We start from the raw sequence: 19905 nt of genomic DNA, 5'->3' as shown, positions 1-19905 counted from the left end.
CCATGGACATCGGAGTCGTGTTGCAGTGCACTCCGCCTGCATCACGCGTCGTGGACCTCGCCAGACGCGCGGAGACGCATGGTTTCTCGCATGTCTGGACGTTCGATTCCCACCTGCTGTGGCAGGAGCCGTACGTCATTCACAGCCAGATCCTGTCGGAAACCAGGAGGGTTGTCGTCGGGCCGATGGTGACCAATCCCGCCACCCGTGACTGGACGGTGACGGCGTCGACGTTCGCCACGCTCAACGACATGTTCGGCAACCGTACGGTCTGCGGAATCGGTCGAGGTGACTCGGCGGTTCGCACCCTCGGCGGAAAGCCGACGACGCTCGCCCAGTTGCGCGAGTCCATTCATGTCATCCGCGAGCTCGCCAACGGCCGGTCGGTGTCGCTCGGTGACACCGTCGTCCGATTCCCGTGGGCGACGAGATCGACACTCGAGGTGTGGGTTGCCGCGTACGGACCCAAGGCACTCGACCTCACCGGGGAAATCGCCGACGGGTACATTCTGCAGCTCGCCGACCCGGACATCGCGTCGTGGACGATCGGACGAGTCCGGGCCGCCGCGGACGCGGCCGGGCGGGATCCGTCGTCGATCAAGTTCTGTGTGGCAGCACCCGCCTACGTCACCGACGGCAGCGCGAGCGCACTCGCGCACGCGCGTGATCAGTGCCGATGGTTCGGGGGAATGGTGGGCAACCACGTCGCGGACATCGTGGCCAGATACGGAAACGACGGTGGGGGTGTACCTGCTGCGTTGACCGACTACATCGCTGCACGCACCGGGTACGACTACAACGAGCACGGAAAGTCCGGGAATTCGCACGCCGAGTTCGTGCCCGACGACGTGATCGACCGGTTCTGCATCCTGGGCAGCCCCGCCGAGCACGTCACGAAGCTGAAGGCGCTCGAAGCGCTGGGTGTCGACCAGTTTTCGGTGTACCTCCAGCACGACGCCAAATCGGCGACACTGGAGTCCTACGGTGAGCACGTCATCCCGGATCTGGCAGGGGCGACGACTGCATCCGTCGGATCGGAGGAAGGCGGCAAGTAGATGGACCACGTGTTCTACTCCTGGGCGGCGCAGGCCGAGTTGAACCCGATCACCGTCGACGGCGGCGAAGGGTCCTGGTTCTGGGACGACAAGGGGAATCGATACCTCGACTTCTCGTCGCAACTCGTCAACGTCAACCTGGGTCATCAGCACCCGGATCTCGTGGCGGCGATCGTCGACCAAGCCCGTGTGCTGACGACGATCTCCCCGACGGTCGCCAACTCCACCCGAAGCAAGCTCGCGGCTCTCGTCGCGGAGCGAGCACCGGGCGATCTGAACCGAGTCTTCTTCACCACCGGAGGAGCAGAAGCCGTCGAGCACGCCGTGCGCCTGGCCCGCCAGCACACCGGCCGGACGAAGATGTTGGCCGCGTACCGCTCGTACCACGGCGGAACCGGCGTGGCCATCGGCTTGACGGGTGAACCGAGGCGGTGGGGCACCGAACCGACCAACGTCGACGTCGTCCGGTTCTTCGGTCCGTACCCCTATCGGTCACCCTGGGGCACAACGACTCCCGAGGACGAGACCGCAGCGGCGCTGGCCCATCTGCAACAGGTCGTCGAGCTCGAGGGCCCGGGGAACATCGCGGGCCTCATCCTCGAATCCGTCGTCGGTACCAACGGTGTCCTGGTGCCACCGCCGGGTTACCTGGCGGGGGTGCGCGAACTGTGCGACCGGTACGGCATCGTCTACATCGCGGACGAGGTCATGGTCGGATTCGGCCGGGTCGGGGAATGGTTCGCCTGCCAGGCCTGGGACGTCGAGCCCGACCTGATCACCTTCGCGAAAGGAATCAATTCCGGCTACGTCCCGCTGGGCGGCGTCGTCATCTCCGAAGCCATCGCGTCGAAATTCGATCACAAGCCCTATCCGGGCGGGTTGACGTACTCGGGGCATCCGCTGGCCTGTGCGGTCGGTGTGGCATCCATCGAAGTGTTCGAACGCGACGGAATTCTGCCCTACGTCCGAAGCGTCGGCGCCGACGTACTCGGCGCCGGACTGGCCAAGCTCGCCGAGTCCCACCCCAGCGTCGGGGAAGTGAGAGGTCGGGGGTTCTTCTGGGCTGTGGAACTGGTCAAGGATCGGCAGACACGTGATCCGTTGGTGCCGTTCGCGGCGTCGGGCAAGGATGCCGAACCCATGGGGAAGGTGACCGCAGCGGCGAAAGCGCGCGGCCTGTGGCCGTTCATGGCGGGCAACAGAATTCAGATCGCGCCACCGTTGACGACGACCGAGGACGAACTCCGACAGGGCCTGGAGATTCTCGACGATGTCCTGACCGTCGCCGACGAGTGCGCCGCCGCCCTCGACTAGAGAACGGCTCCGGGATTGAGGATGCCGTCGGGGTCGAGTGCGGACTTGATTCGCTGAGTCAGCTTCATGACGTCCTCGCCCACCTGATCCGGTAGCCAGGCCTTCTTGAGCCTGCCGACTCCGTGTTCACCGGTGATCGTGCCGCCCAGCGAGATCGCGAGATCCATGATGGCGCCGAACGCGATGTTCGCACGTCGCTCCATGTCCGCGTCGGCTGGGTCGAACACGATCAGAGGGTGGGTGTTTCCGTCGCCTGCGTGTGCGATGACCGCGACGAGTACCTCGTACTTCTCCGCGATCCTCTCGATACCCTCGACCAGGTCGGGGAGCGCCGGCAATGGAACCCCGACGTCCTCGAGCAGGAGGCTACCCATCCGTTCCACCGCAGGGATCGCGAATCGCCGTGCTGCAGCGAAGGCTTCACCCTCGTCGGGATCGTCGGTGGTGAACACGTCGGATGCCCCTGCTTCGGTGCACGCCGAGGCCATGATGTCGATTTCCCGTCCGCGATCTGCGCCGGGGGAGTCCGAACGGGCGATGAGCATCGCGGCCGCACCCCGATCCAGTCCCATCTTCATCGCGTCCTCGACCGCTCCGATCGACGCACGGTCCATGAACTCGAGCATCGACGGACGGAGATTCCGGGTGATCGCGAGAATAGCCGTCGTCGCGTCGCGCACCGAGGAGAACGACGCGACGACGGTGCTCGCGGGCGGCTGTGCGGGCACCAGTCGAACGGTGATCTCCGTGATGATCCCGAGGGTGCCTTCGCTGCCGACGAACAGCTTCGTCAGAGAGAGTCCCGCAACATCTTTCAGCCGAGGGCCACCGAGACGCACCGCTGTGCCGTCGGCGAGGACCACTTCGAGGCCGAGCACGTAGTCGGTGGTCACGCCGTACTTCACGCAGCACAGACCGCCCGCGTTGGTGGCTGCATTGCCGCCGATGGAACACATCTCGAACGACGACGGGTCGGGCGGATACCACAGGCCGTGCTCGGCGGCGGCCTTCTTGACCTCGACATTGAGCAGACCGGGCTGGGTCACGGCCACACGCGTCACGGGATCGACATGGATGTCTCGCATCGATTCGGTCGTGAGAACGATTCCGCCGTCGACGGCGGTTGCACCGCCGGACAATCCGGAACCGGCGCCCCGGGGAACCACCGCGACGCGATGCGCGGTGGCCCACTTCATGACCGCCTGCACGTCGGCGGTGCAGGTTGCTCGCACGACGGCCAGCGGTGATCCGGCATCGGGGTCCTTCGCCCAGTCTCGTCGATATCCCTCGGTGATGTCGGGATCGACGATGACGGATCCCTCGGGGAGTGCGCGGCGCAGTTCGGTCAGGTCGGTCATCACCCCAGACTAGGAGTGGAGCCTGCGGAATGAACCGGAGTTGATTGAAACCGCGAGAATTCGGTCGGCTACGTATTACGTTGCAGCGTCAGCTCCGCGAGTCTGGTTGCTCCGGCGCACGGATCGACGGTTCCGGATCGGTACTGAACCCACCAGGTTATGGTGCCGGAGTACGAGGCGGTGATGCCGCAGGACGCGGGGTCGCCCGGCCGCCGGGACAGGAAGGCGCTCGCGCCGCCCACCGTGACCGGCTCCACCGAGTACTCGAGTTTCTCGGACAGCTCGCGCTCGCGGCCCAGCGAATTGTCCTCGTACCAGGCGAACGTGACGTCGATCAGCCCCGACGGGCCGGATCCGGACCACATGCAGACCGCACCGAAGAAGTACTGGCTCACGGTGTCCGCTTGGACCGACTCGGCGATCTTGTCGTCCGGCACGGCGACGCATTCCTGCAGTAGTTTGTCGAATTCTGTGTCGACGTCACCCGCGCCTTGCGCGACAGGAGTTCCGGAGACGGTCGTACTGCAACCGCCGACGAGTAGGGACAGTGCCGCTGCGGCCGCGGCCAGGGAAGTTCGACGTCTCATGGCAGTGCCTATCTCGCATTCTCGACGGTCGCGCGCACGAGTTCCTCGACCACGTCGCAACTGTCGCGAGGTGGTGCTGCGTAGACGTAGTTGAGTGACCAGTGCAGGAAGCCGTCGCCGGACTCGACGCCTGCCTCGCACGACGCGTCGCTTCCTCGTGCGGTGAACCCAGGGTGCCCGTCGGCGTCGATGACGCCGATCTCGCGTCCCATCTGGCCGGCGACGGTGCGTTCGCGGTCTATCGGGCTTCCTCGATACCAGGTGAACATCGCGTATGCGCCGGTGTCGACGGCGTCCCATCGGCAGCGAACAGCGTTCTTCGACGACGAGGCGAGCCCGCGGACCCCGGTGATGGACGTCAGTTCTTCGTCGGTCAGCGAACCGCATTCTCCGACGAACAGTTCTTCGGTCTGTGCGGAGTCCGGCTCTGTCGTGGGCGAGGCGCCGCCGTCGGTGTCGTCGGAGCCGGAGCATCCGGCGGCAAGTGTCACTGCCGCTACCGCGCCGATGATGGTTGCCCGCTTCCACACGGTTGTGGAGCCTACCGAGTCGAGTGCTGGATGTCGTTGCGCACGGCCGACGTGAGTCACATCAGTAACTTCAGTCACTTCCGTTACCTGATCGATGCGCGCACGCAACGCAATGTTGTAGCTGCGAGGTCTAGCGTCCTGCGAAGGCGGGTCGTCAGGTCCGTCCAGGGCCGGGAGTGGCACACACGGTCGGCCCCTGTGTCAGCGAGGAGGCCCGAAAATGATGGAGCCGAAACAGAAGTCGTGGAACCACGTCGCTGCGATGTTCTCGTACGAATTCCAGGACGGGGGAGTCGACTACGACACCATCGAGGCGATCCACCGCGGAGACGTCCAGGAGTGGGTCACCGCACTCGCGCAGTCCGGGTTGTTCGAGCGCGCCACCGTCGCCGACGCCGAACAGACGTGGAAGCGACGGCCCAAGATGCTGCTGGACATGCTGCTGATCGACGCCGACGAAGTGACGCGCCGCCGGTGCGAAATGGCGTGGATCTCGCTGGACCGCCTGGCCCCGATCGCACAGTTCGGTTAGAGACGCTCGAAGCGATCGCCGTCGACCACAACCACCTGCTCGTCGGTCAGCGTCAGGTACGGGACGTTCTCGCGCTCGAACACTGACACCATGGCCTGCGCGGCGCCGTTCTCGTCGAGAATCGACCCGAAATGCGGGACGAACGAGTGGTCGGTCAGACCGAGGCCGGTCCACGATGCTGTTCGACCGGTGGCCGCCTCGACTTCCGCCGGATCGTCGGCTGCCTCCACCCCTCGAAGCGACGGTGAGGCGATGCACGCGCCCGCGCTGTACCCAGCGAACACGAGGGAACCGTCCCGCACTCGCGAGGCGATCTCGCCGTCGGCGCCCGCGATCTCGAGCCGAGCTTGCAGCACGAACGTGTTACCCCCGCGGATCCAGACCGTGTCGACAGCGTCGAGTTCTCGGCAGAGCGCGTCGCGGTCGGTTCGGAATCGACGGAGGTCGAGTTCCTCGGCGACGTAACCGAGTTCGGTCAGGCTGCGCAGTTCGCTGACGACGGCAGACTGCCGCGCCGAGGCGGGCCACGCATCCGCGGCATTCGCGATCACCGCGACACGACCAGGACCGGACGTCAGGGCGAGAAATTCGTCGACGTGCGCGCCGAACCGGTACGACGCCAGAAACAGCTTCACCTGGGCTCTTCCTCGTCCAACCGCGTCAGCCCCGCCCTGATCGCCGACGCCGTCGCCTCGGGATCCTTCAGCCGTCGCGTCACGAATCCCGTCACGAACCGCAGTGTGTCACCGGTCCATCGCGGTACGACGTGAAGGTGCGTGTGGAACACGGTCTGGAAGGCGGCTTTGCCGTCGTTGAGGACGAGGTTGGCGCCGTCCGAACGAAGATCCGACCGCCTGATCGCGCGAGACAGTCGTTGTCCGGCGGCGAACAATGCGCCGCCGAGGCGCGGATCCAATGTGTCGAGGTCTTGCGAGTGTCTTCTCGGAATCACCAGGAGATGGCCGCGGGTGATCGGTCTGATGTCGAGAAACGCCACGACGTCGTCGTCGTCGTACACGGGGACCGAGGGGGCATCGCCGTCGACGATGGCGCAGAACACGCAGTTGTTCACGCCGCAACTGTAGGTGGGCGGCGACGTGCTCACTGTGATGTCCGTCACCGCAAATGGAAGGGTTGCACGTCGGGACGCGTCGGATTCGATTCAGAACAGACCACAGTTGTGGTCTGGGTTACCTGAGGTCTGCCTCATTTGGCTATCATCAGGGACCTTGTGCCTTGACGCTGGGCTTTGCCTGTTTGCCGCGCGGTTACCCCCGTTCGCCGTACCACGGGCGCCATTCAACATACGAAAGTCGGAGAATTGGAAACATCGCAGAGCACAGAGAGCAGGACGACACGTGTCGGTGTCGTGCGTGAGTCCGCGGACGGCGAGCGCCGAGTGGCCTTGGTGCCCAAGGTCGTCGCGTCGCTGATCGGTAAGGGCGTCGAGGTCGTCGTCGAGTCCGGTGCGGGTTCGGGAGCGTTGATTCCGGACGAGCTGTATGCCGCGGCCGGAGCAACGATCGGGGACCCGTGGTCCGCCGACGTAGTGGTGAAGGTGGCCCCGCCGACGGATGCCGAGATCTCGAAGTTGTCGTCGGGTTCGACGTTGATCGGATTCCTGGCGCCGCGTAACGCCGACAACAAGATCGACGCACTCGCCGCCGCCGGGGTGCAGGCGTTCGCGGTCGAGGCGATCCCGCGTATCTCCCGCGCACAGGTGATGGACGCACTGTCCTCGCAGGCCAACGTGGCCGGGTACAAGGCCGTTCTGTTGGCCGCGTCGGAATCGACTCGCTTCTTCCCGATGCTCACCACCGCCGCAGGCACGGTCAAGCCGGCGACCGTGCTGGTCCTCGGCGTAGGTGTCGCGGGTCTGCAGGCGTTGGCGACAGCGAAGCGTCTCGGCGGCCGGCCAACCGGTTACGACGTGCGCCCGGAGGTGGCCGATCAGGTTCGTTCCGTCGGTGCGCAGTGGCTCGATCTGGGGATCGACGCTGCCGGTGAGGGCGGATACGCACGTGAGCTGACCGAGGACGAGCGTGCTCAGCAGCAGCAGGCACTCGAAGAAGCGATCAAGGGTTTCGACGTCGTCATCACCACCGCGTTGGTGCCGGGTCGTCCGGCTCCGCGTCTGGTGACGGCCGCCGCTGTCGAGGGCATGAAGCCCGGCAGTGTCGTCGTCGACCTCGCCGGTGAGACCGGCGGCAACTGCGAGCTGACCGAGCCCGGCCAGACCGTCGTCAAGCACGACGTCACCATCGCCTCGCCGCTGAACTTGCCGGCCACCATGCCCGAGCACGCCAGCGAGCTGTACTCGAAGAACGTTTCCGCACTGCTGGAACTGCTTCTCGACGAGAACGGCGCACTCACGCCGGACTTCTCCGACGAGGTCGTCGCGCAGTCCTGTGTCACCAGAAAGGCTGACGCCTGATGTACACCGCTCTTCTCGCGAACATCGCGATTCTCGTGTTGGCGGGCTTCGTCGGATTCGCCGTCATCTCCAAGGTTCCCAACACGCTGCACACACCGTTGATGTCCGGCACCAACGCCATTCACGGCATCGTCGTGCTCGGCGCGCTCATCGTGCTCGGCCGTCTGCCCGAGGATGCGTCGTGGGGTGTGCGGATCATCGCGTTCGTCGCGCTGATCTTCGGCACGCTCAACGTCGTCGGCGGCTTCCTGGTCACCGACCGCATGCTCAGCATGTTCAAGTCCAAGAAGGCACCCGTTGCTTCTGATCCTGCGGCGTCGTCTGATTCTGGCCAGAAGGGTGCCGATTCCTGATGAACAATGTCGTCAACATTCTCTACATCGTTGCGTTCGCGATGTTCATCTACGGTCTGATGGGCCTGACGGGCCCGAAGACCGCCGTCCGCGGCAACTGGATCGCCGCTGTCGGTATGGGTATCGCCGTCGTCGCGACCCTGATCGAGGTGCGCGACGCCGCCGCGATCAACTGGATTCTCATCGCCGCCGGTCTCGCGATCGGTGTTCTGCTCGGCGTTCCGCCGGCCAAGCGCACCAAGATGACGGCCATGCCGCAGCTGGTGGCGCTGTTCAACGGCGTCGGCGGCGGCACCGTCGCGCTCATCGCGTGGGCGGAGTTCATCGAGACCGACGGGTTCTCGGCGTTCCAGCACGGTGAAGAGCCGACGGTGCACATCGTCGTCGGATCGCTGTTCGCCGCAGTCATCGGTTCGGTGTCGTTCTGGGGTTCGCTCGTGGCGTTCCTCAAGCTGCAGGAACTGCTGAACAAGAACGTCGAGAAGGCGTTCGTGAAGAATGCGCGCATCTTCCAGCTCACCAACATCGTGCTGCTCGTCCTCGCCGTGGCGGTCGCGATCTACATCGGTGTCAAGTCGACTCCGGGTGAGGGCACCTCGGTGTGGTTCATCGTGCTGGTGCTCGTCGCAGCCGGGCTGATGGGTCTGTTCGTGGTGTTCCCGATCGGCGGCGCGGACATGCCCGTCGTGATCTCGCTGCTCAACGCGCTCACCGGACTGTCGGCAGCGGCTGCCGGTCTTGCGTTGAACAACACGGCCATGATCGTGGCAGGCATGATCGTCGGCGCATCCGGTTCGATCCTGACCAACCTGATGGCAACGGCGATGAACCGGTCCATTCCGGCGATCGTGTTCGGGTCGTTCGGTGGCGGTGGCAGCGATGCCGGACCGGGCGCGGACGCATCGGGTGGCACGGTCAAGTCGACATCGGCCGCGGATGCAGCGATCCAGATGGCGTACGCATCGCAGGTCATCGTCGTGCCCGGGTACGGCCTCGCTGTCGCGCAGGCTCAGCATGCCGTCAAGGACATGGCGTCGATCCTCGAGAGCAAGGGCGTCGAGGTCAAGTACGCGATCCACCCCGTTGCCGGCCGTATGCCGGGGCACATGAACGTGCTGCTCGCCGAGGCCGACGTCGAGTACGACGCGATGAAGGAAATGGACGACATCAACGGCGAGTTCAATCGCACCGACGTCACCATCGTCATCGGCGCCAACGACGTCACCAACCCGGCGGCGCGCAACGACCCGTCGAGCCCGATCCACGGTATGCCGATCCTCAACGTCGACGAGTCGCGGTCGGTGATCGTGCTCAAGCGATCGATGAGCTCGGGTTACGCCGGTATCGACAACCCGCTGTTCACCGCCGATCGCACCTCGATGTTGTTCGGCGACGCGAAGAAGTCCGTCAACTCGGTGATCGAGGAGCTCAAAGCTCTGTAGTTCGTTCTTCGGTGCGAGTGCCCGGTGGCCTGACACGGTCACCGGGCTATCGGCGTTCTAGCGCAGTCTTCGCAGTGCGAGAGCAGCGGTGTCGAACGGATTCTGGGCCTCACGCTCGGCAGCGACGGGCGAGTACAACATGACTGCGGACGACCCAGCCCACCACGCGGTCACGATAACCACAGTCGTCACGATGCCCACGACTGTCGCCGAACCGCCGATGACGGCCGCCGCGGACACCGTCGCCACTGCAACCGCGCCGAGTCCCCACACCATCGGCAGGAACCGCGCACTCGCGACGAGTGTCGCCGCGCACACCAACGATGCACACGCCGTCACGTACCCGTTCGGCAGCGCCGACGCCGGCACCCAGCCGTCGGCCCACGACCGCACCGCTGCCGTCGTCAGAGACGCTCCGAGTACGAGGGCGATGACGGCACCGATCCCGTACGGCAGCTTACGAATCAGCGACACCACCGTCAGACCTGCCACCGCGACCAGAACGGGGGTGACTCCGAACGCTTCGAGCAGTGCGTTTGCGGGTCCGTCCAAGCTGGGAACCAGCGCCCGCGAATACGGATACGTCACGCCCGCGAGCGGAAGCACCACGAGTACCACGGCCAGTACTCCCAGCAGCCCGGCGACTGCGACGAGCCGTGCCATCAATCGCCTGCTTCGAGCCAGTGCGTCGTGGTCGATCTCGATGCCCTCGAGCTGCACCAATTCCATGCTGTCGGTGTCGGCACTCACTGCCTACAACACCCCCTTCGTGTCGCCCCTGTAGTACTACTGCGTTGTCCGCACGCCTGTCCTTCGGCTACGAGGATGCCGTACGACTCTGAGCGTGCGGTGTGAAGGTTCCGTCAATCCCGTTCGGGCAACACCGTGCGCGGTCGAACAGTTCCCGCGGCGGCTGCAGCGACAATCGTCAGCGCCAACGGGACAGCCATCGCCGAGGTGAGGGACACGAAGTGGGCGATCCAGCCGACGATCGCAGGTCCGGCCAGCAGCCCGACGTATCCCATTCCGACGACGCGAGACATGTTGGTCGCCGCGCCGCCTCCGAGGTTGCCTGCGGCGGTGAAGATCTGCGGAACGCTGCCGGACAATCCGAGGCCGAACAACGCCCATCCGGCGAGCGTCAGCGGCAGCACGTCCGAGACCAAGACCAGAGCCATCCCCGCTGCCGCGATCGCGTTGCCGTACCTGACCACCGCGACCGGGCCGAAGCGCGCGCTGACTCGATCCGCACAGAACCTGCCGACGGTCATCATCGTCGCGAAGAATCCGAAGGCGAGAGCTGCGGTGCTGTCCGACGTGGCGAGGTGCTCCTTCACCTGCAACGTGCTCCAGTCGTTGGCGACCCCTTCGGACAGAAGGAGGGCGAACGCAAGGGCTCCGAGCGCCAGGACGCGCGGAGAGAATCGGCCCCGCGCGGAACCGTCGGCTTCGGACTCCCCGGTGTGCGGCGACGTGCGGGGGACCAGGAACGGGCGGCAGCAGGCCAACACGCCGATGCCGACAACGGCTGCTCCGATCGTGGTCGACAGGATCGGCATGTCGATGGACAGGGTGGCGGCTCCCACGAGTGAGCCCACGACGCCACCGACCGAGAACAGAGCGTGGAATGCGGACATGATCGGTCGCGCGTAGACGCGCTCGACGTCGACTGCCTGAGAGTTCATGGACACGTCGAGAGCACCGTTGAAGATGCCGAACACGAACAGCGCAGCACCCAAGGTGGCGGCATTCGTGGCGAGCGCCGGACCGACGACTGCGGTGGACAGCAGCACTCCGGCGACGGTAACGATCCGATAACTGCCGTATCGGTCGGCCAACGGGCCGGCGGCCTGCATCCCCACGATCGCTCCGCCCGCCAAGACGAGGAGCAGCGATCCGAGGGTGGCGTGCGAGATACCGACCTGGCGCTCGACGGTCGGAATGTGCACGACCCAGATAGCGAAGAGGAAGCCGTTGACGGCGAACACTCCGAAAACGGCGGCGCGGGCGCGGCGGGCAGCGGCTGTCGAGATTGCGGCCTTGTCGATCACTGCACGCACGCTACCTGGTTGTTTGCGTCGAGCCCGCGGTGAGAGGTCGTGGGTGGACGATCTTGGTAAGCATTCGTAGCTGGATAGTCGCCGGATGCCGGCGACTCGTGTGACGCTTATCACATCATTCGGTTTGGTCTGGCGACACAACCGAGCGGAAGCGTAGTTTCGATGGATCGGACAGGAGTGCAAATTCGTTACAAATCTCTTCGTAACGATCTGAGAACGGTGCCGAGAAGGTTGGGCCGAGCGGCTGACCTGGCACCGCACAGCGACGCCGATCGAAGGAGACATCATGACCCTCGCACACACCCGCCAGGATCTCGCGGACGCGACACCCACAGTGCTGGACGCCGCAGTCGATTCGGCGCCGCTGTCCTCTTCTCAGCTGGAGATGATGCGCGCGTTCTTCTCGTGCGAGTTCGAGGTAGCTCGCCTCGACCGCGAGTCCATTCCGGTGGCTACGCCGGACGCCGTCGCCGAGTGGATCGACGCCCTGCGTATGAGCGGGCTGTTCTCCCCGTCCGAGATGCGCACGATGTCCGTGGCGTGGACGAGTGAGCCCGACGCGCTGGTGTCCTTGCTCGTCGGTGATGTCGACGAGGTGGCCGCTCGCCGCGACGTCACGGAATCGAGCCCTGAGGACGTGAACGTTTCCGCCCCGATCGTCGACGCAGCCGCCGACACCGAGCTCCCGAAGGCCAGCTGAGAGTACTTCTCACTATCCATTCGACGCCGCGGACGCCCACACGGGTGCGTCCGCGGCGTCGCTCGTCGTACGACACGTCGCAGCTCGTTGTTCGGCGAATCCACGCTCGGTCACGCGTCGTCCGTGCGACAGTGACGAGTGTTGATTCGCAAGTGAAAGGACCTTCGAGCGTATGACGACAGGTGTGGACTTCGACGCCGTCTCCGAATGGATCGGAGGCCTCGGCATCGGTGCAGTGGCCCCGCTGACATACGACAGGGTCGGCAACGGACAATCCAACCTCACGTACGCGGTCGCCGACGCCGGCGGTAGTCGCTGGGTACTGCGGAGGCCGCCACTCGGCACGTTGTTGGCATCCGCACACGACGTCGTCCGGGAATACCGGATCCTCACCGCCCTGCAGAACACCGGTGTTCCGGTCCCCAAGATGATCGCGGTGACCGAGGATTCACAGGTGTCCGACGTGCCTCTGGTGCTCATGAGCTACGTCGACGGCGTCGTGCTCGATTCGGTGCAGAAAGCCGAGGCCACCGCACCCGACATTCGCCGGGCAATCGGATCCAGCATGACGAGCGCGCTCGCGAGCATTCACCGGGTGGACCTCGACAGCGTCGGGCTCACGGACCTGGCCAGCCACAAGCCGTACGCGGAGCGGCAACTCAAGCGCTGGCGAACACAGTGGCAGCACACGCAGACACGTGAAGTACCGGCAATCGACACTCTCGCCGAGCGTCTCGCAGCGAACATCCCGGATCAACGAGAACTGACGTTGGTGCACGGCGACTTCCACCTCAACAACGTGATCACCTCACCCACCGCCGGTGACATCGTGGCCGTCGTCGACTGGGAACTGTGCACGCTCGGTGATCCACTCGCGGACATCGGCGGGCTCCTCGCCTACTGGCCGGAAGCGGGCGACGCCGTCGCAGGGCCGTTCATGGCCTCGACCTTGCCCGGCTTCCCGACCCGACAGCAATTGACGGCCGACTACGCAGCGAAGACGGGGCGCGACGTCACAGCCGTCGGATTCTGGCAGGTGCTCGCGCTGTGGAAGCTGTCCATCATCGCCGAGGGCGTCATGCGACGAGCGGAAGCCGACGCCCGCAACCGCGCCGACGCCGGTTCTCCCACGACGACCCTCATCGACGACATCATCGCCCGGGCTCTCAGCACCGCCGACGACATCGGCCTCTGAAATCTCCGCCTAGTCACTCCCGGTCTAGCTGGGGTCGTTCCTGCCGGCTCCACTCCCGGCCACAAGAGTGCGGGCGGCGGCTTCGATCTCGGTGGGAATGGCGACGGGACGACGCGTCTGCGCGTCGACGTACACGTGGACGAATCGGCCGGTGGCTGCCAGGTGCAGCTCGTCGCCCGGGCTTTCGCGGAACAGAGCGAGCGCGTAGACGATGCTGCGGGTGCCCAGTTTCTCGACCGACAGGCCGACCTGCAGGGCGTCGGGGAACGACAACTCGCTGTGGTACTTGCACGACGTCTCGGCGACCACACCGATGGCATCCAGTGCCCTGATGTCCACGCCTGTGGTGTGCATCAGCCAACCGTTCACCGCGGTGTCGAAGTACGAGTAGTAGGTGACGTTGTTGACGTGCCCGTAGTGATCGTTGTCGTCCCACCGCGTGGCGATCGGCCAGAGGGTCGGGTACTCGGCGGCGGTGTTGCGTTCGGCTCGCTGGCCGGCGGAGGCGGTCATGGTTGCTGACTCTATCGGCCGCGCGCCAGAACCCAGCGAACGACGAGGCCGACGACCAACGCCCAGAAGGCGGAGCCGATACCGAAGATGCCGATGCCCGACGCCGCGATCACGAACGTGAGAACGGCCGACTCCCTCCCGTTCTCGTCTTTCAGGGCACCGGCGAGCGAGGCGGCGAGCGTGCCCAGCAACGCCAGTCCGGCAACGGTTTCGACCACACCGGCAGGCGCAACGGACACAAGAGTCGCCACGGCAGCCGAACATGCTGCGAGGAGAAGGTAGAACCAGCCTGCCGACGATGCTGCGATCCAGCGACGCTGGGGGTCGGGGTGCGCCTGCGGCGCCGCGGCCAGGGCTGCGCTGATGGCTGCGAGGTTGACGGCGTGCCCACCGAACGGTGCGCCCACCATCGTTCCCAGGCCGGTGACCCCCATCGCGGGCCGCCAGGGTACGTCGTATCCGTAGGACTTCATGACGGCGACGCCCGGGATGTTCTGCGATGCCATGGTGACGATGTACAGCGGCAGCGCGATCCCGACGATTGCTTGCCACGTCCAGTCCGGTGCGGTGAAGGCGACGTGCGGAATCAAGTCCGCGGCGGGGGGAATACGCTGCGCGACAGCGACATCAATGGCAATGACCACGGCTGCGGTGCCGAATGCAGCGGGAACGGCCCACCGCGGAGAGTAACGCTGCAGCACCAGCCAGACCACGATGACCGGTGCGATCGCCCCGGGTGATGCGGCGAATGCAGTTACCGGTTTCAGGCACAGCGGCAACAGGACACCCGCGAGCATCGCCTGCGCGAGAGATGTGGGAATGGACGTGATCAGTGCGCCGAGACGCGGCCACAGCCCGGTGGTGATCACCGATGCGCCGACGACGAGAAACGCGCCGACGGCAGCGGGCCACCCGCCGGCCACCGCTCCTGTCCCGGCCAGCAGCGCGGCACCGGGCGTCGACCAGGCAAGGGTGATGGGTTGGCGATACCGCCGGGAGAGGTAGATCATTCCGAGAGCCTGAGTCACGCAGATCACCAGGAGCCCCGACGCTGCATCCGTCGGTGACGCGCCCACCGCGCGAAGACCGGTCAGCACCACGGCGAACGAACTGGTGAAACCGACGAGCGCGGCGACGATGCCCGCGAGGATCGGTTGAAGTGCGCTCGGTGTCGATCGGGTCGGCTCTGCCACGAACAGCAATGATGCCCTGTGTGGGGGTACGCCGGTAATCGTGGATGCGTGCTTACCGGCCACAGCGGCCGATGTGCTCCGTTAGTGTTGCAATCGTGAAGTTGTTCGTGGGAATCGATATGGGCACCGGCAGCAGCAAGGGCGTCCTCGTCACCGCCGACGGAAACGTTCTCGCCTCGGAGCAGCGAGCCCACGAGATGTCGTTACCGCACCCGGGCTGGGCGGAAGTGGATGCGGATGCGGTCTGGTGGGGTGACGTGTGCGTCATCGCATCGGCGTTGATGAACCGGGTTCCGTCGGGTTCCGAGGTCGCGGGCGTCTGTGTCAGTGGGGTCGGTCCGTGTCTGGTGCTCACCGACTCCGAACTGCGTCCGGTGCGGCCGGCGATCCTGTACGGGATCGATTCACGGGCCTCGTGCGAAATCGAGGAGCTCACCGAGCATTTCGGTGCCGACGCCATTCTGGAGCGATGTGGCAAATCGTTGTCCAGTCAGGCAGTGGGGCCGAAGATCGAGTGGGTTCGCAAGAACGAGCCGGAGGTGTTCGATCGTGCGAGACGGTGGTACGGATCCAATTCGTACATCGTCGCCAAGCTCACCGGTGAGTACGTGCAGGACCATCACACGGCCAGTCAGTGCGACCCTCTCTACTCGGTTCGTGAATTCGGTTGGAACGCAGACTGGATCGACCGAGTTCTGGGCGGACTCGAGGTGCCGAGGTTGGCGTGGCCGAGCGAGGTCGTCGGACATGTCGATGCGCGCGGCAGTGCTGCGTCCGGCATCCCTGTCGGCACGCCCGTGGTGGCGGGAACTGTCGACGCGTACGCCGAGGCATTCAGTGTGGGAGTGCGGCATCCGGGTGATCTGATGTTGATGTACGGATCGACGATGTTCCTGGTGCAGGTGTTGGCGGACTATCACACGAATTCTGCGCTGTGGACCACCACGGGAGTGCAGGCAGGCACGTATGCACTCGCGGCGGGAACATCCACCGCCGGTTCACTGACCACGTGGCTTCGGACACTCACCGGTGGAGCGCCGTTCGAGGAGCTGATGCGTGAGGCATCGGCCGTTCCAGCAGGGGCCGAGGGGTTGTTGATCCTGCCGTACCTCGCAGGCGAGCGAACGCCGGTGTTCGACGCCGATGCCCGCGGTGTGATGGCAGGACTGACTCTTCGGCATGGACGAGGTCATATCTTCCGGGCTGCGTACGAGGGAATCTCCTTCGGTATCAGGCAGATTCTGGAGATGTTCGACGACGCGGCCACGCCGGTCAACCGAGCCGTCGCCGTGGGTGGTGGGCTGCGGAGTCCGGTGTGGGCGCAGGCGCTCAGCGACATCACCGGACAGACGCAGCTCGTCACCGAGCAGGCCATCGGGGCGAGCTACGGTGACGGCCTGCTGGCCGCTATCGGGGTCGGGGAGGTATCGCCCGAAACCGACTGGGCCACCGTGGCATCCGAGGTGCCGCCGAATCCTGCACACCGCGCCCTGTACGACGACCTGTATGCCAGTTGGCTCCAGCTCTACCCGGCGACGCGAGACATCGTGCACGCGGGCGCTCAACTGACCAGGTAACCGCCGTCGACCGGGATGTCGATTCCATTGATCATCGCCGACGCGTCGGAGGCGAGCCACAGCGCAGTCGCCGACACCTCCGACGGCTCGGCGAATCGGCCGGAGGGGATCCGCGCGAGCATCGGTGCGGATTTCACCGGGTCGCCCCATACCTTCTGGCCCATGTCGGTGAGAACTACTGTGGGGCAGACGGAGTTGGCCCGGACGCCTCGCCCACCGAGTTCGAGCGCGAGCACTTTGGTGGCCATGATGAGTCCGGCTTTGGACGTGCAGTACGCGTAGTGCTCGGGGAGTGGTCGTAGTGCCGCGGCCGATGCGACGGTGACGATGGATCCGCCGTCGCCGTCCGCCATTGCTCGGCCGATACGCGCTGCGAGCAACGACGGGGCTCTCAAATTGACCTGGATCACTTCGTCGAAGTGCGCTGTATCGAGTGCGTCCACCGTTTCCGGGTAGGAGATTCCGGCGTTGTTGACGAGTACGTCGACGCCGCCGAATGCGTCGACGGCGTCGGCGGCGAGCGTGTCCGGACCCGCTGCTGTCGACAGATCTGCGACGACGATGGCGGTCTCGGTGTCGAGTGTGCGAGAGAAGCTTTCGAGCGATTCGTGATCTCGACCGGAGAGAACGAGGCGCGCGCCTGCCGCGGCGAACGTCTGCGCGATGTCGGCGCCGATGCCGCGACTTGCGCCCGTGATCAGCACGCGTTTGCCGTCGAGGCTCGGAGTCGTGGATCGGTCGATCGTAGGTGTCATGCCGTGTCTTCCTCGTCGAGTGTCGTGATGTGGGACAGGATGTCCTGTGCGGTCGCCGGGTCCGTGACGAGTCGATTGAAGAAGTGCGCTCGCGCGCCGCTGACGATCGGCACCACTTTGTCCGACCCGACTGCCACCGCGATCCCGACCGGAATCTTCTGCAGTGCATCCAGTTCCACCGCGATCAGACGATCGGAGCCGGGGAACTCGACAGAGTTTCCGTCCCGGTCGTAGAAGCGTGAGCACACGTCGCCGACAGAGTCTCGCAGTGATGCGGAGTCGGTCGGGACGAAGCGGGGTATGTCGGAGCGCAGGAGGGGAGGTGCCCCGACGCCCATCAGGATGCACCGGGCCTGGGGCCAGAGTTCGAGCACGCGTTGAATTGCGGGGTCCGAGTGGATGATCGAGTACAGATCGGCACCGGGAAGCGCGGGTGCGAACAGGTAGTTGGCTCGTCCGCCGAGTTTGTTGGAGATCAGTCTGGTGATCTCGTTCGTCTGGTACCACTCCTCGGGCTGGTCGTTGCCGCCGACGGTCGGAGCCACCAGGATTCCCGGGATTCTGTCCAGGTCGAACTGAGCCACTTCGTACACGGTTCTGCCGGAGGAGACCAACAGGATGTCGCCGGGGACGAGCCCGACCGCGGCGAGTGCTTTGGACACTGCGGGAGCGAGGTAGCGACCCATGAGATCGACCGTCGGTTTCGACGGCGTGGCCGGGGGCAGGGGTGCCGACAGGTAGACGTACTCGAGGCCGAGGGCGGACGCAACGCTGTCCGCCAGATCGTCCTGCGAGTAGTTGCTCGGTGGCACGACCTCGATACGAACGATTCCCTGACGCCTCGCCTCGGAGAGAAGTCTGCTGACCGTCGCTCGGCTGGTTCCGAGTTTGGCGGCGACCTCGGCCTGAGTGGCGTCCTCGTCGTAGTAGAGCTTGGCCGCCGTGTAGAGCAAGGTCGGCGCGAAGTGGCTCCCGTCGGCCGATTGGCCCGACAGGGGGTTCTCGCTCGCAGATCCTGTGATCGCCATGGTCGGAAGTATCCCACTGAACATATGTGCACGGAGTTTGAATTGCTGAACATTCGTTCTGGACATATGTATACCTGTTCGTTAATGTGAGCGCCAACACATCGCCGACAGGCAATGTCTCGCCTCACCCGCGACGACCGCGCGGACACGAAACTGCTGAACGAGGAGTCATAGATGCCGGACACGACAATCCCGGAGAAGATGCAGGCTGTGGTCTGCCACGGCCCGGAGGACTACCGGCTCGAGGAAGTGCCGGTACCGGTACCCGGGCCCGGCGAAGCCCTGGTTCGCGTCGAGGCGGTCGGGATCTGCGCAAGCGACCTCAAGTGCTACCACGGCGCAGCGAAGTTCTGGGGCGACGAGAACCGACCCGCCTGGGCCGAGACCGACGTCATTCCCGGTCACGAATTCGTGGGTGAAATCGTTGTGATCGACGACGAGGCGTCGGCCAGGTGGAACGTCTCGGTCGGTGACCGTGTGGTGTCGGAGCAGATCGTGCCGTGCTGGAAGTGTCGCTTCTGCCTGCGCGGCCAGTACCACATGTGCGCGCCGCACGACCTGTACGGATTCAAGCGTCGCACCCCCGGCGCAATGGCCAGCTACATGGTGTACCCCGCAGAAGCATTGGTGCACAAAGTGTCCAAGGATATCCCCGCCGCGCACGCAGCATTCACCGAGCCCCTGTCCTGCTCGCTGCACGCCGTCGAGCGGGTAGGGATCACATTCGACGACGTCGTCGTCGTCGCAGGATGCGGCCCCATCGGCCTGGGTATGATCGCCGGCGCACGGGCGAAGAACCCCGCGCATGTCATCGCGCTCGACATGCAGCCGGAGAAGCTGGCGCTCGCGAAGGAATGCGGCGCCGACATCGTCGTCGACATCCGCAACGAGGATGCCGAGAAGATCGTCAAGGACCTCACCGACGGATACGGCGCCGACGTCTACCTCGAAGGGACAGGACATCCCACTGCCGTTCCGCAGGGACTCAACCTGCTTCGCAAGCTCGGCACGTACGTCGAATACGGCGTCTTCGGAAGCGATGTCACGGTCGACTGGTCGATCATCTCCGACGACAAGGAACTCGACGTTCTCGGCGCGCATCTCGGCCCGTACTGCTGGCCCGCAGCCATCCGCATGATCGAGTCCGGTGTCTTGCCGATGGACAAGATCTGCACCCATCAACTACCCCTCGCTGACTTCCAGAAGGGTCTCGACCTCGTCGGAAGCGGCGCAGAGTCGGTCAAGGTTTCGCTGATTCCGTCCTGATTCGCTCCTGCAC

21 protein-coding genes are annotated in these 19905 nt (G+C 65.2%); 10 read left to right on the top strand and 11 right to left on the bottom strand.

What is annotated here, in order from left to right; all coding sequences use genetic code 11:
* Positions 1–2 precede the first annotated feature (2 nt).
* Positions 3–1055, top strand: coding sequence for a TIGR03842 family LLM class F420-dependent oxidoreductase (locus CH290_RS02925; protein WP_033190342.1), 1053 nt, complete (start codon positions 3–5; stop codon positions 1053–1055).
* Positions 1056–2369 carry an aspartate aminotransferase family protein gene (locus CH290_RS02920; RefSeq protein WP_033190343.1) on the top strand — a complete coding sequence of 438 codons (1314 nt, stop codon included), beginning with the start codon at positions 1056–1058 and terminating at the stop codon, positions 2367–2369.
* Here the strand turns inward: CH290_RS02920 and CH290_RS02915 are convergent.
* The 3 genes from CH290_RS02915 to CH290_RS02905 form a co-directional block, all read right to left on the bottom strand.
* Positions 2366–3727: an FAD-binding oxidoreductase gene (locus CH290_RS02915; protein ID WP_020113120.1), complete on the bottom strand. Its 1362-nt coding sequence runs from the start codon at positions 3725–3727 to the stop codon at positions 2366–2368. The genes CH290_RS02920 and CH290_RS02915 overlap by 4 nt on opposite strands.
* A 68-nt stretch (positions 3728–3795) precedes the next feature.
* Positions 3796–4314 carry a DUF3558 domain-containing protein gene (locus CH290_RS02910; protein WP_019667169.1) on the bottom strand — a complete coding sequence of 173 codons (519 nt, stop codon included), beginning with the start codon at positions 4312–4314 and terminating at the stop codon, positions 3796–3798.
* 8 nt (positions 4315–4322) lie between these two features.
* Positions 4323–4922, bottom strand: a complete 600-nt coding sequence (locus tag CH290_RS02905) for a DUF3558 domain-containing protein (protein ID WP_230621091.1) — start codon at positions 4920–4922, stop codon at positions 4323–4325.
* A 142-nt stretch (positions 4923–5064) separates the two neighbouring features.
* Here CH290_RS02905 and CH290_RS02900 point away from each other — a divergent pair, with 142 nt between their 5' ends.
* Positions 5065–5376, top strand: a complete 312-nt coding sequence (locus tag CH290_RS02900) for a hypothetical protein (protein WP_020113123.1) — start codon at positions 5065–5067, stop codon at positions 5374–5376.
* Here the strand turns inward: CH290_RS02900 and CH290_RS02895 are convergent.
* Positions 5373–6011, bottom strand: coding sequence for a Type 1 glutamine amidotransferase-like domain-containing protein (locus tag CH290_RS02895; protein ID WP_033190345.1), 639 nt, complete (start codon positions 6009–6011; stop codon positions 5373–5375). The two genes, CH290_RS02900 and CH290_RS02895, sit on opposite strands and share 4 nt — an antisense overlap.
* Positions 6008–6448, bottom strand: a complete 441-nt coding sequence (locus CH290_RS02890; RefSeq protein ID WP_033190595.1) for an HIT family protein — start codon at positions 6446–6448, stop codon at positions 6008–6010. Before CH290_RS02890 ends, CH290_RS02895 begins: the two co-directional genes overlap by 4 nt.
* A 249-nt stretch (positions 6449–6697) precedes the next feature.
* Between CH290_RS02890 and CH290_RS02885 the strand changes: the two genes are divergently transcribed.
* Genes CH290_RS02885 through CH290_RS02875 form a run of 3 tightly spaced genes read left to right on the top strand, consistent with a single transcriptional unit; the run spans position 6698 to position 9605 of the window.
* The gene (locus CH290_RS02885) at positions 6698–7810 is read left to right on the top strand and encodes a Re/Si-specific NAD(P)(+) transhydrogenase subunit alpha (RefSeq protein ID WP_019667174.1); all 1113 of its coding nucleotides are present in this window, start codon (positions 6698–6700) and stop codon (positions 7808–7810) included.
* A complete protein-coding gene (locus CH290_RS02880; RefSeq protein ID WP_019667175.1) occupies positions 7810–8163 on the top strand; it encodes an NAD(P) transhydrogenase subunit alpha part 2 in 354 nt (117 codons plus the stop codon). Before CH290_RS02885 ends, CH290_RS02880 begins: the two co-directional genes overlap by 1 nt.
* Positions 8163–9605 (top strand): NAD(P)(+) transhydrogenase (Re/Si-specific) subunit beta, encoded by a 1443-nt coding sequence (locus CH290_RS02875; RefSeq protein WP_019667176.1) that lies wholly within the window; start codon positions 8163–8165, stop codon positions 9603–9605. The genes CH290_RS02880 and CH290_RS02875 overlap by 1 nt, the downstream gene beginning before the upstream one ends.
* A 57-nt stretch (positions 9606–9662) precedes the next feature.
* On the opposite strand, the gene CH290_RS02870 is transcribed toward CH290_RS02875, so the two are convergent.
* Together CH290_RS02870 and CH290_RS02865 are read right to left on the bottom strand one after the other, a co-directional pair.
* Complete coding sequence (locus tag CH290_RS02870; protein ID WP_033190346.1) at positions 9663–10355, bottom strand: hypothetical protein; 693 nt, start codon at positions 10353–10355, stop codon at positions 9663–9665.
* A 113-nt stretch (positions 10356–10468) separates the two neighbouring features.
* Complete coding sequence (locus CH290_RS02865; RefSeq protein ID WP_033190347.1) at positions 10469–11665, bottom strand: MFS transporter; 1197 nt, start codon at positions 11663–11665, stop codon at positions 10469–10471.
* Positions 11666–11951: 286 nt separating this feature from the next.
* Between CH290_RS02865 and CH290_RS02860 the strand changes: the two genes are divergently transcribed.
* Both CH290_RS02860 and CH290_RS02855 read left to right on the top strand, forming a co-directional pair.
* A complete protein-coding gene (locus CH290_RS02860) occupies positions 11952–12365 on the top strand; it encodes a hypothetical protein (protein WP_033190348.1) in 414 nt (137 codons plus the stop codon).
* Positions 12366–12537: 172 nt separating this feature from the next.
* A complete protein-coding gene (locus tag CH290_RS02855; RefSeq protein ID WP_019667180.1) occupies positions 12538–13560 on the top strand; it encodes a phosphotransferase family protein in 1023 nt (340 codons plus the stop codon).
* A 24-nt stretch (positions 13561–13584) separates the two neighbouring features.
* On the opposite strand, the gene CH290_RS02850 is transcribed toward CH290_RS02855, so the two are convergent.
* Both CH290_RS02850 and CH290_RS02845 read right to left on the bottom strand, forming a co-directional pair.
* Positions 13585–14073, bottom strand: coding sequence for an acyl-CoA thioesterase (locus CH290_RS02850; protein ID WP_033190349.1), 489 nt, complete (start codon positions 14071–14073; stop codon positions 13585–13587).
* 11 nt (positions 14074–14084) lie between these two features.
* Entirely contained in the window at positions 14085–15275 is a 1191-nt protein-coding gene (locus tag CH290_RS02845; protein ID WP_019667182.1) for a benzoate/H(+) symporter BenE family transporter, read from the bottom strand.
* 86 nt (positions 15276–15361) lie between these two features.
* Here CH290_RS02845 and CH290_RS02840 point away from each other — a divergent pair, with 86 nt between their 5' ends.
* Positions 15362–16843 (top strand): FGGY-family carbohydrate kinase, encoded by a 1482-nt coding sequence (locus tag CH290_RS02840; protein WP_094739406.1) that lies wholly within the window; start codon positions 15362–15364, stop codon positions 16841–16843.
* Here the strand turns inward: CH290_RS02840 and CH290_RS02835 are convergent.
* Positions 16828–17598, bottom strand: coding sequence for an SDR family NAD(P)-dependent oxidoreductase (locus tag CH290_RS02835; RefSeq protein ID WP_019667184.1), 771 nt, complete (start codon positions 17596–17598; stop codon positions 16828–16830). The genes CH290_RS02840 and CH290_RS02835 overlap by 16 nt on opposite strands.
* Positions 17595–18626, bottom strand: coding sequence for a sugar-binding transcriptional regulator (locus CH290_RS02830; RefSeq protein ID WP_051104989.1), 1032 nt, complete (start codon positions 18624–18626; stop codon positions 17595–17597). The genes CH290_RS02835 and CH290_RS02830 overlap by 4 nt, the downstream gene beginning before the upstream one ends.
* A gap of 174 nt (positions 18627–18800) precedes the next feature.
* On the opposite strand from CH290_RS02830, the gene eltD reads away from it, so the two are divergent.
* Positions 18801–19892 carry an erythritol/L-threitol dehyrogenase gene (eltD, locus tag CH290_RS02825; RefSeq protein ID WP_033190350.1) on the top strand — a complete coding sequence of 364 codons (1092 nt, stop codon included), beginning with the start codon at positions 18801–18803 and terminating at the stop codon, positions 19890–19892.
* The last annotated feature ends 13 nt before the right edge of the window (positions 19893–19905 follow it).

Source organism: Rhodococcus sp. 06-156-4, assembly GCF_002259345.1.
Lineage (GTDB): Bacteria > Actinomycetota > Actinomycetes > Mycobacteriales > Mycobacteriaceae > Rhodococcoides > Rhodococcoides fascians_E.
The sequence above is the reverse complement of the archived record's forward strand: the minus strand, read 5'-3'. Positions and strand labels throughout refer to the sequence as shown.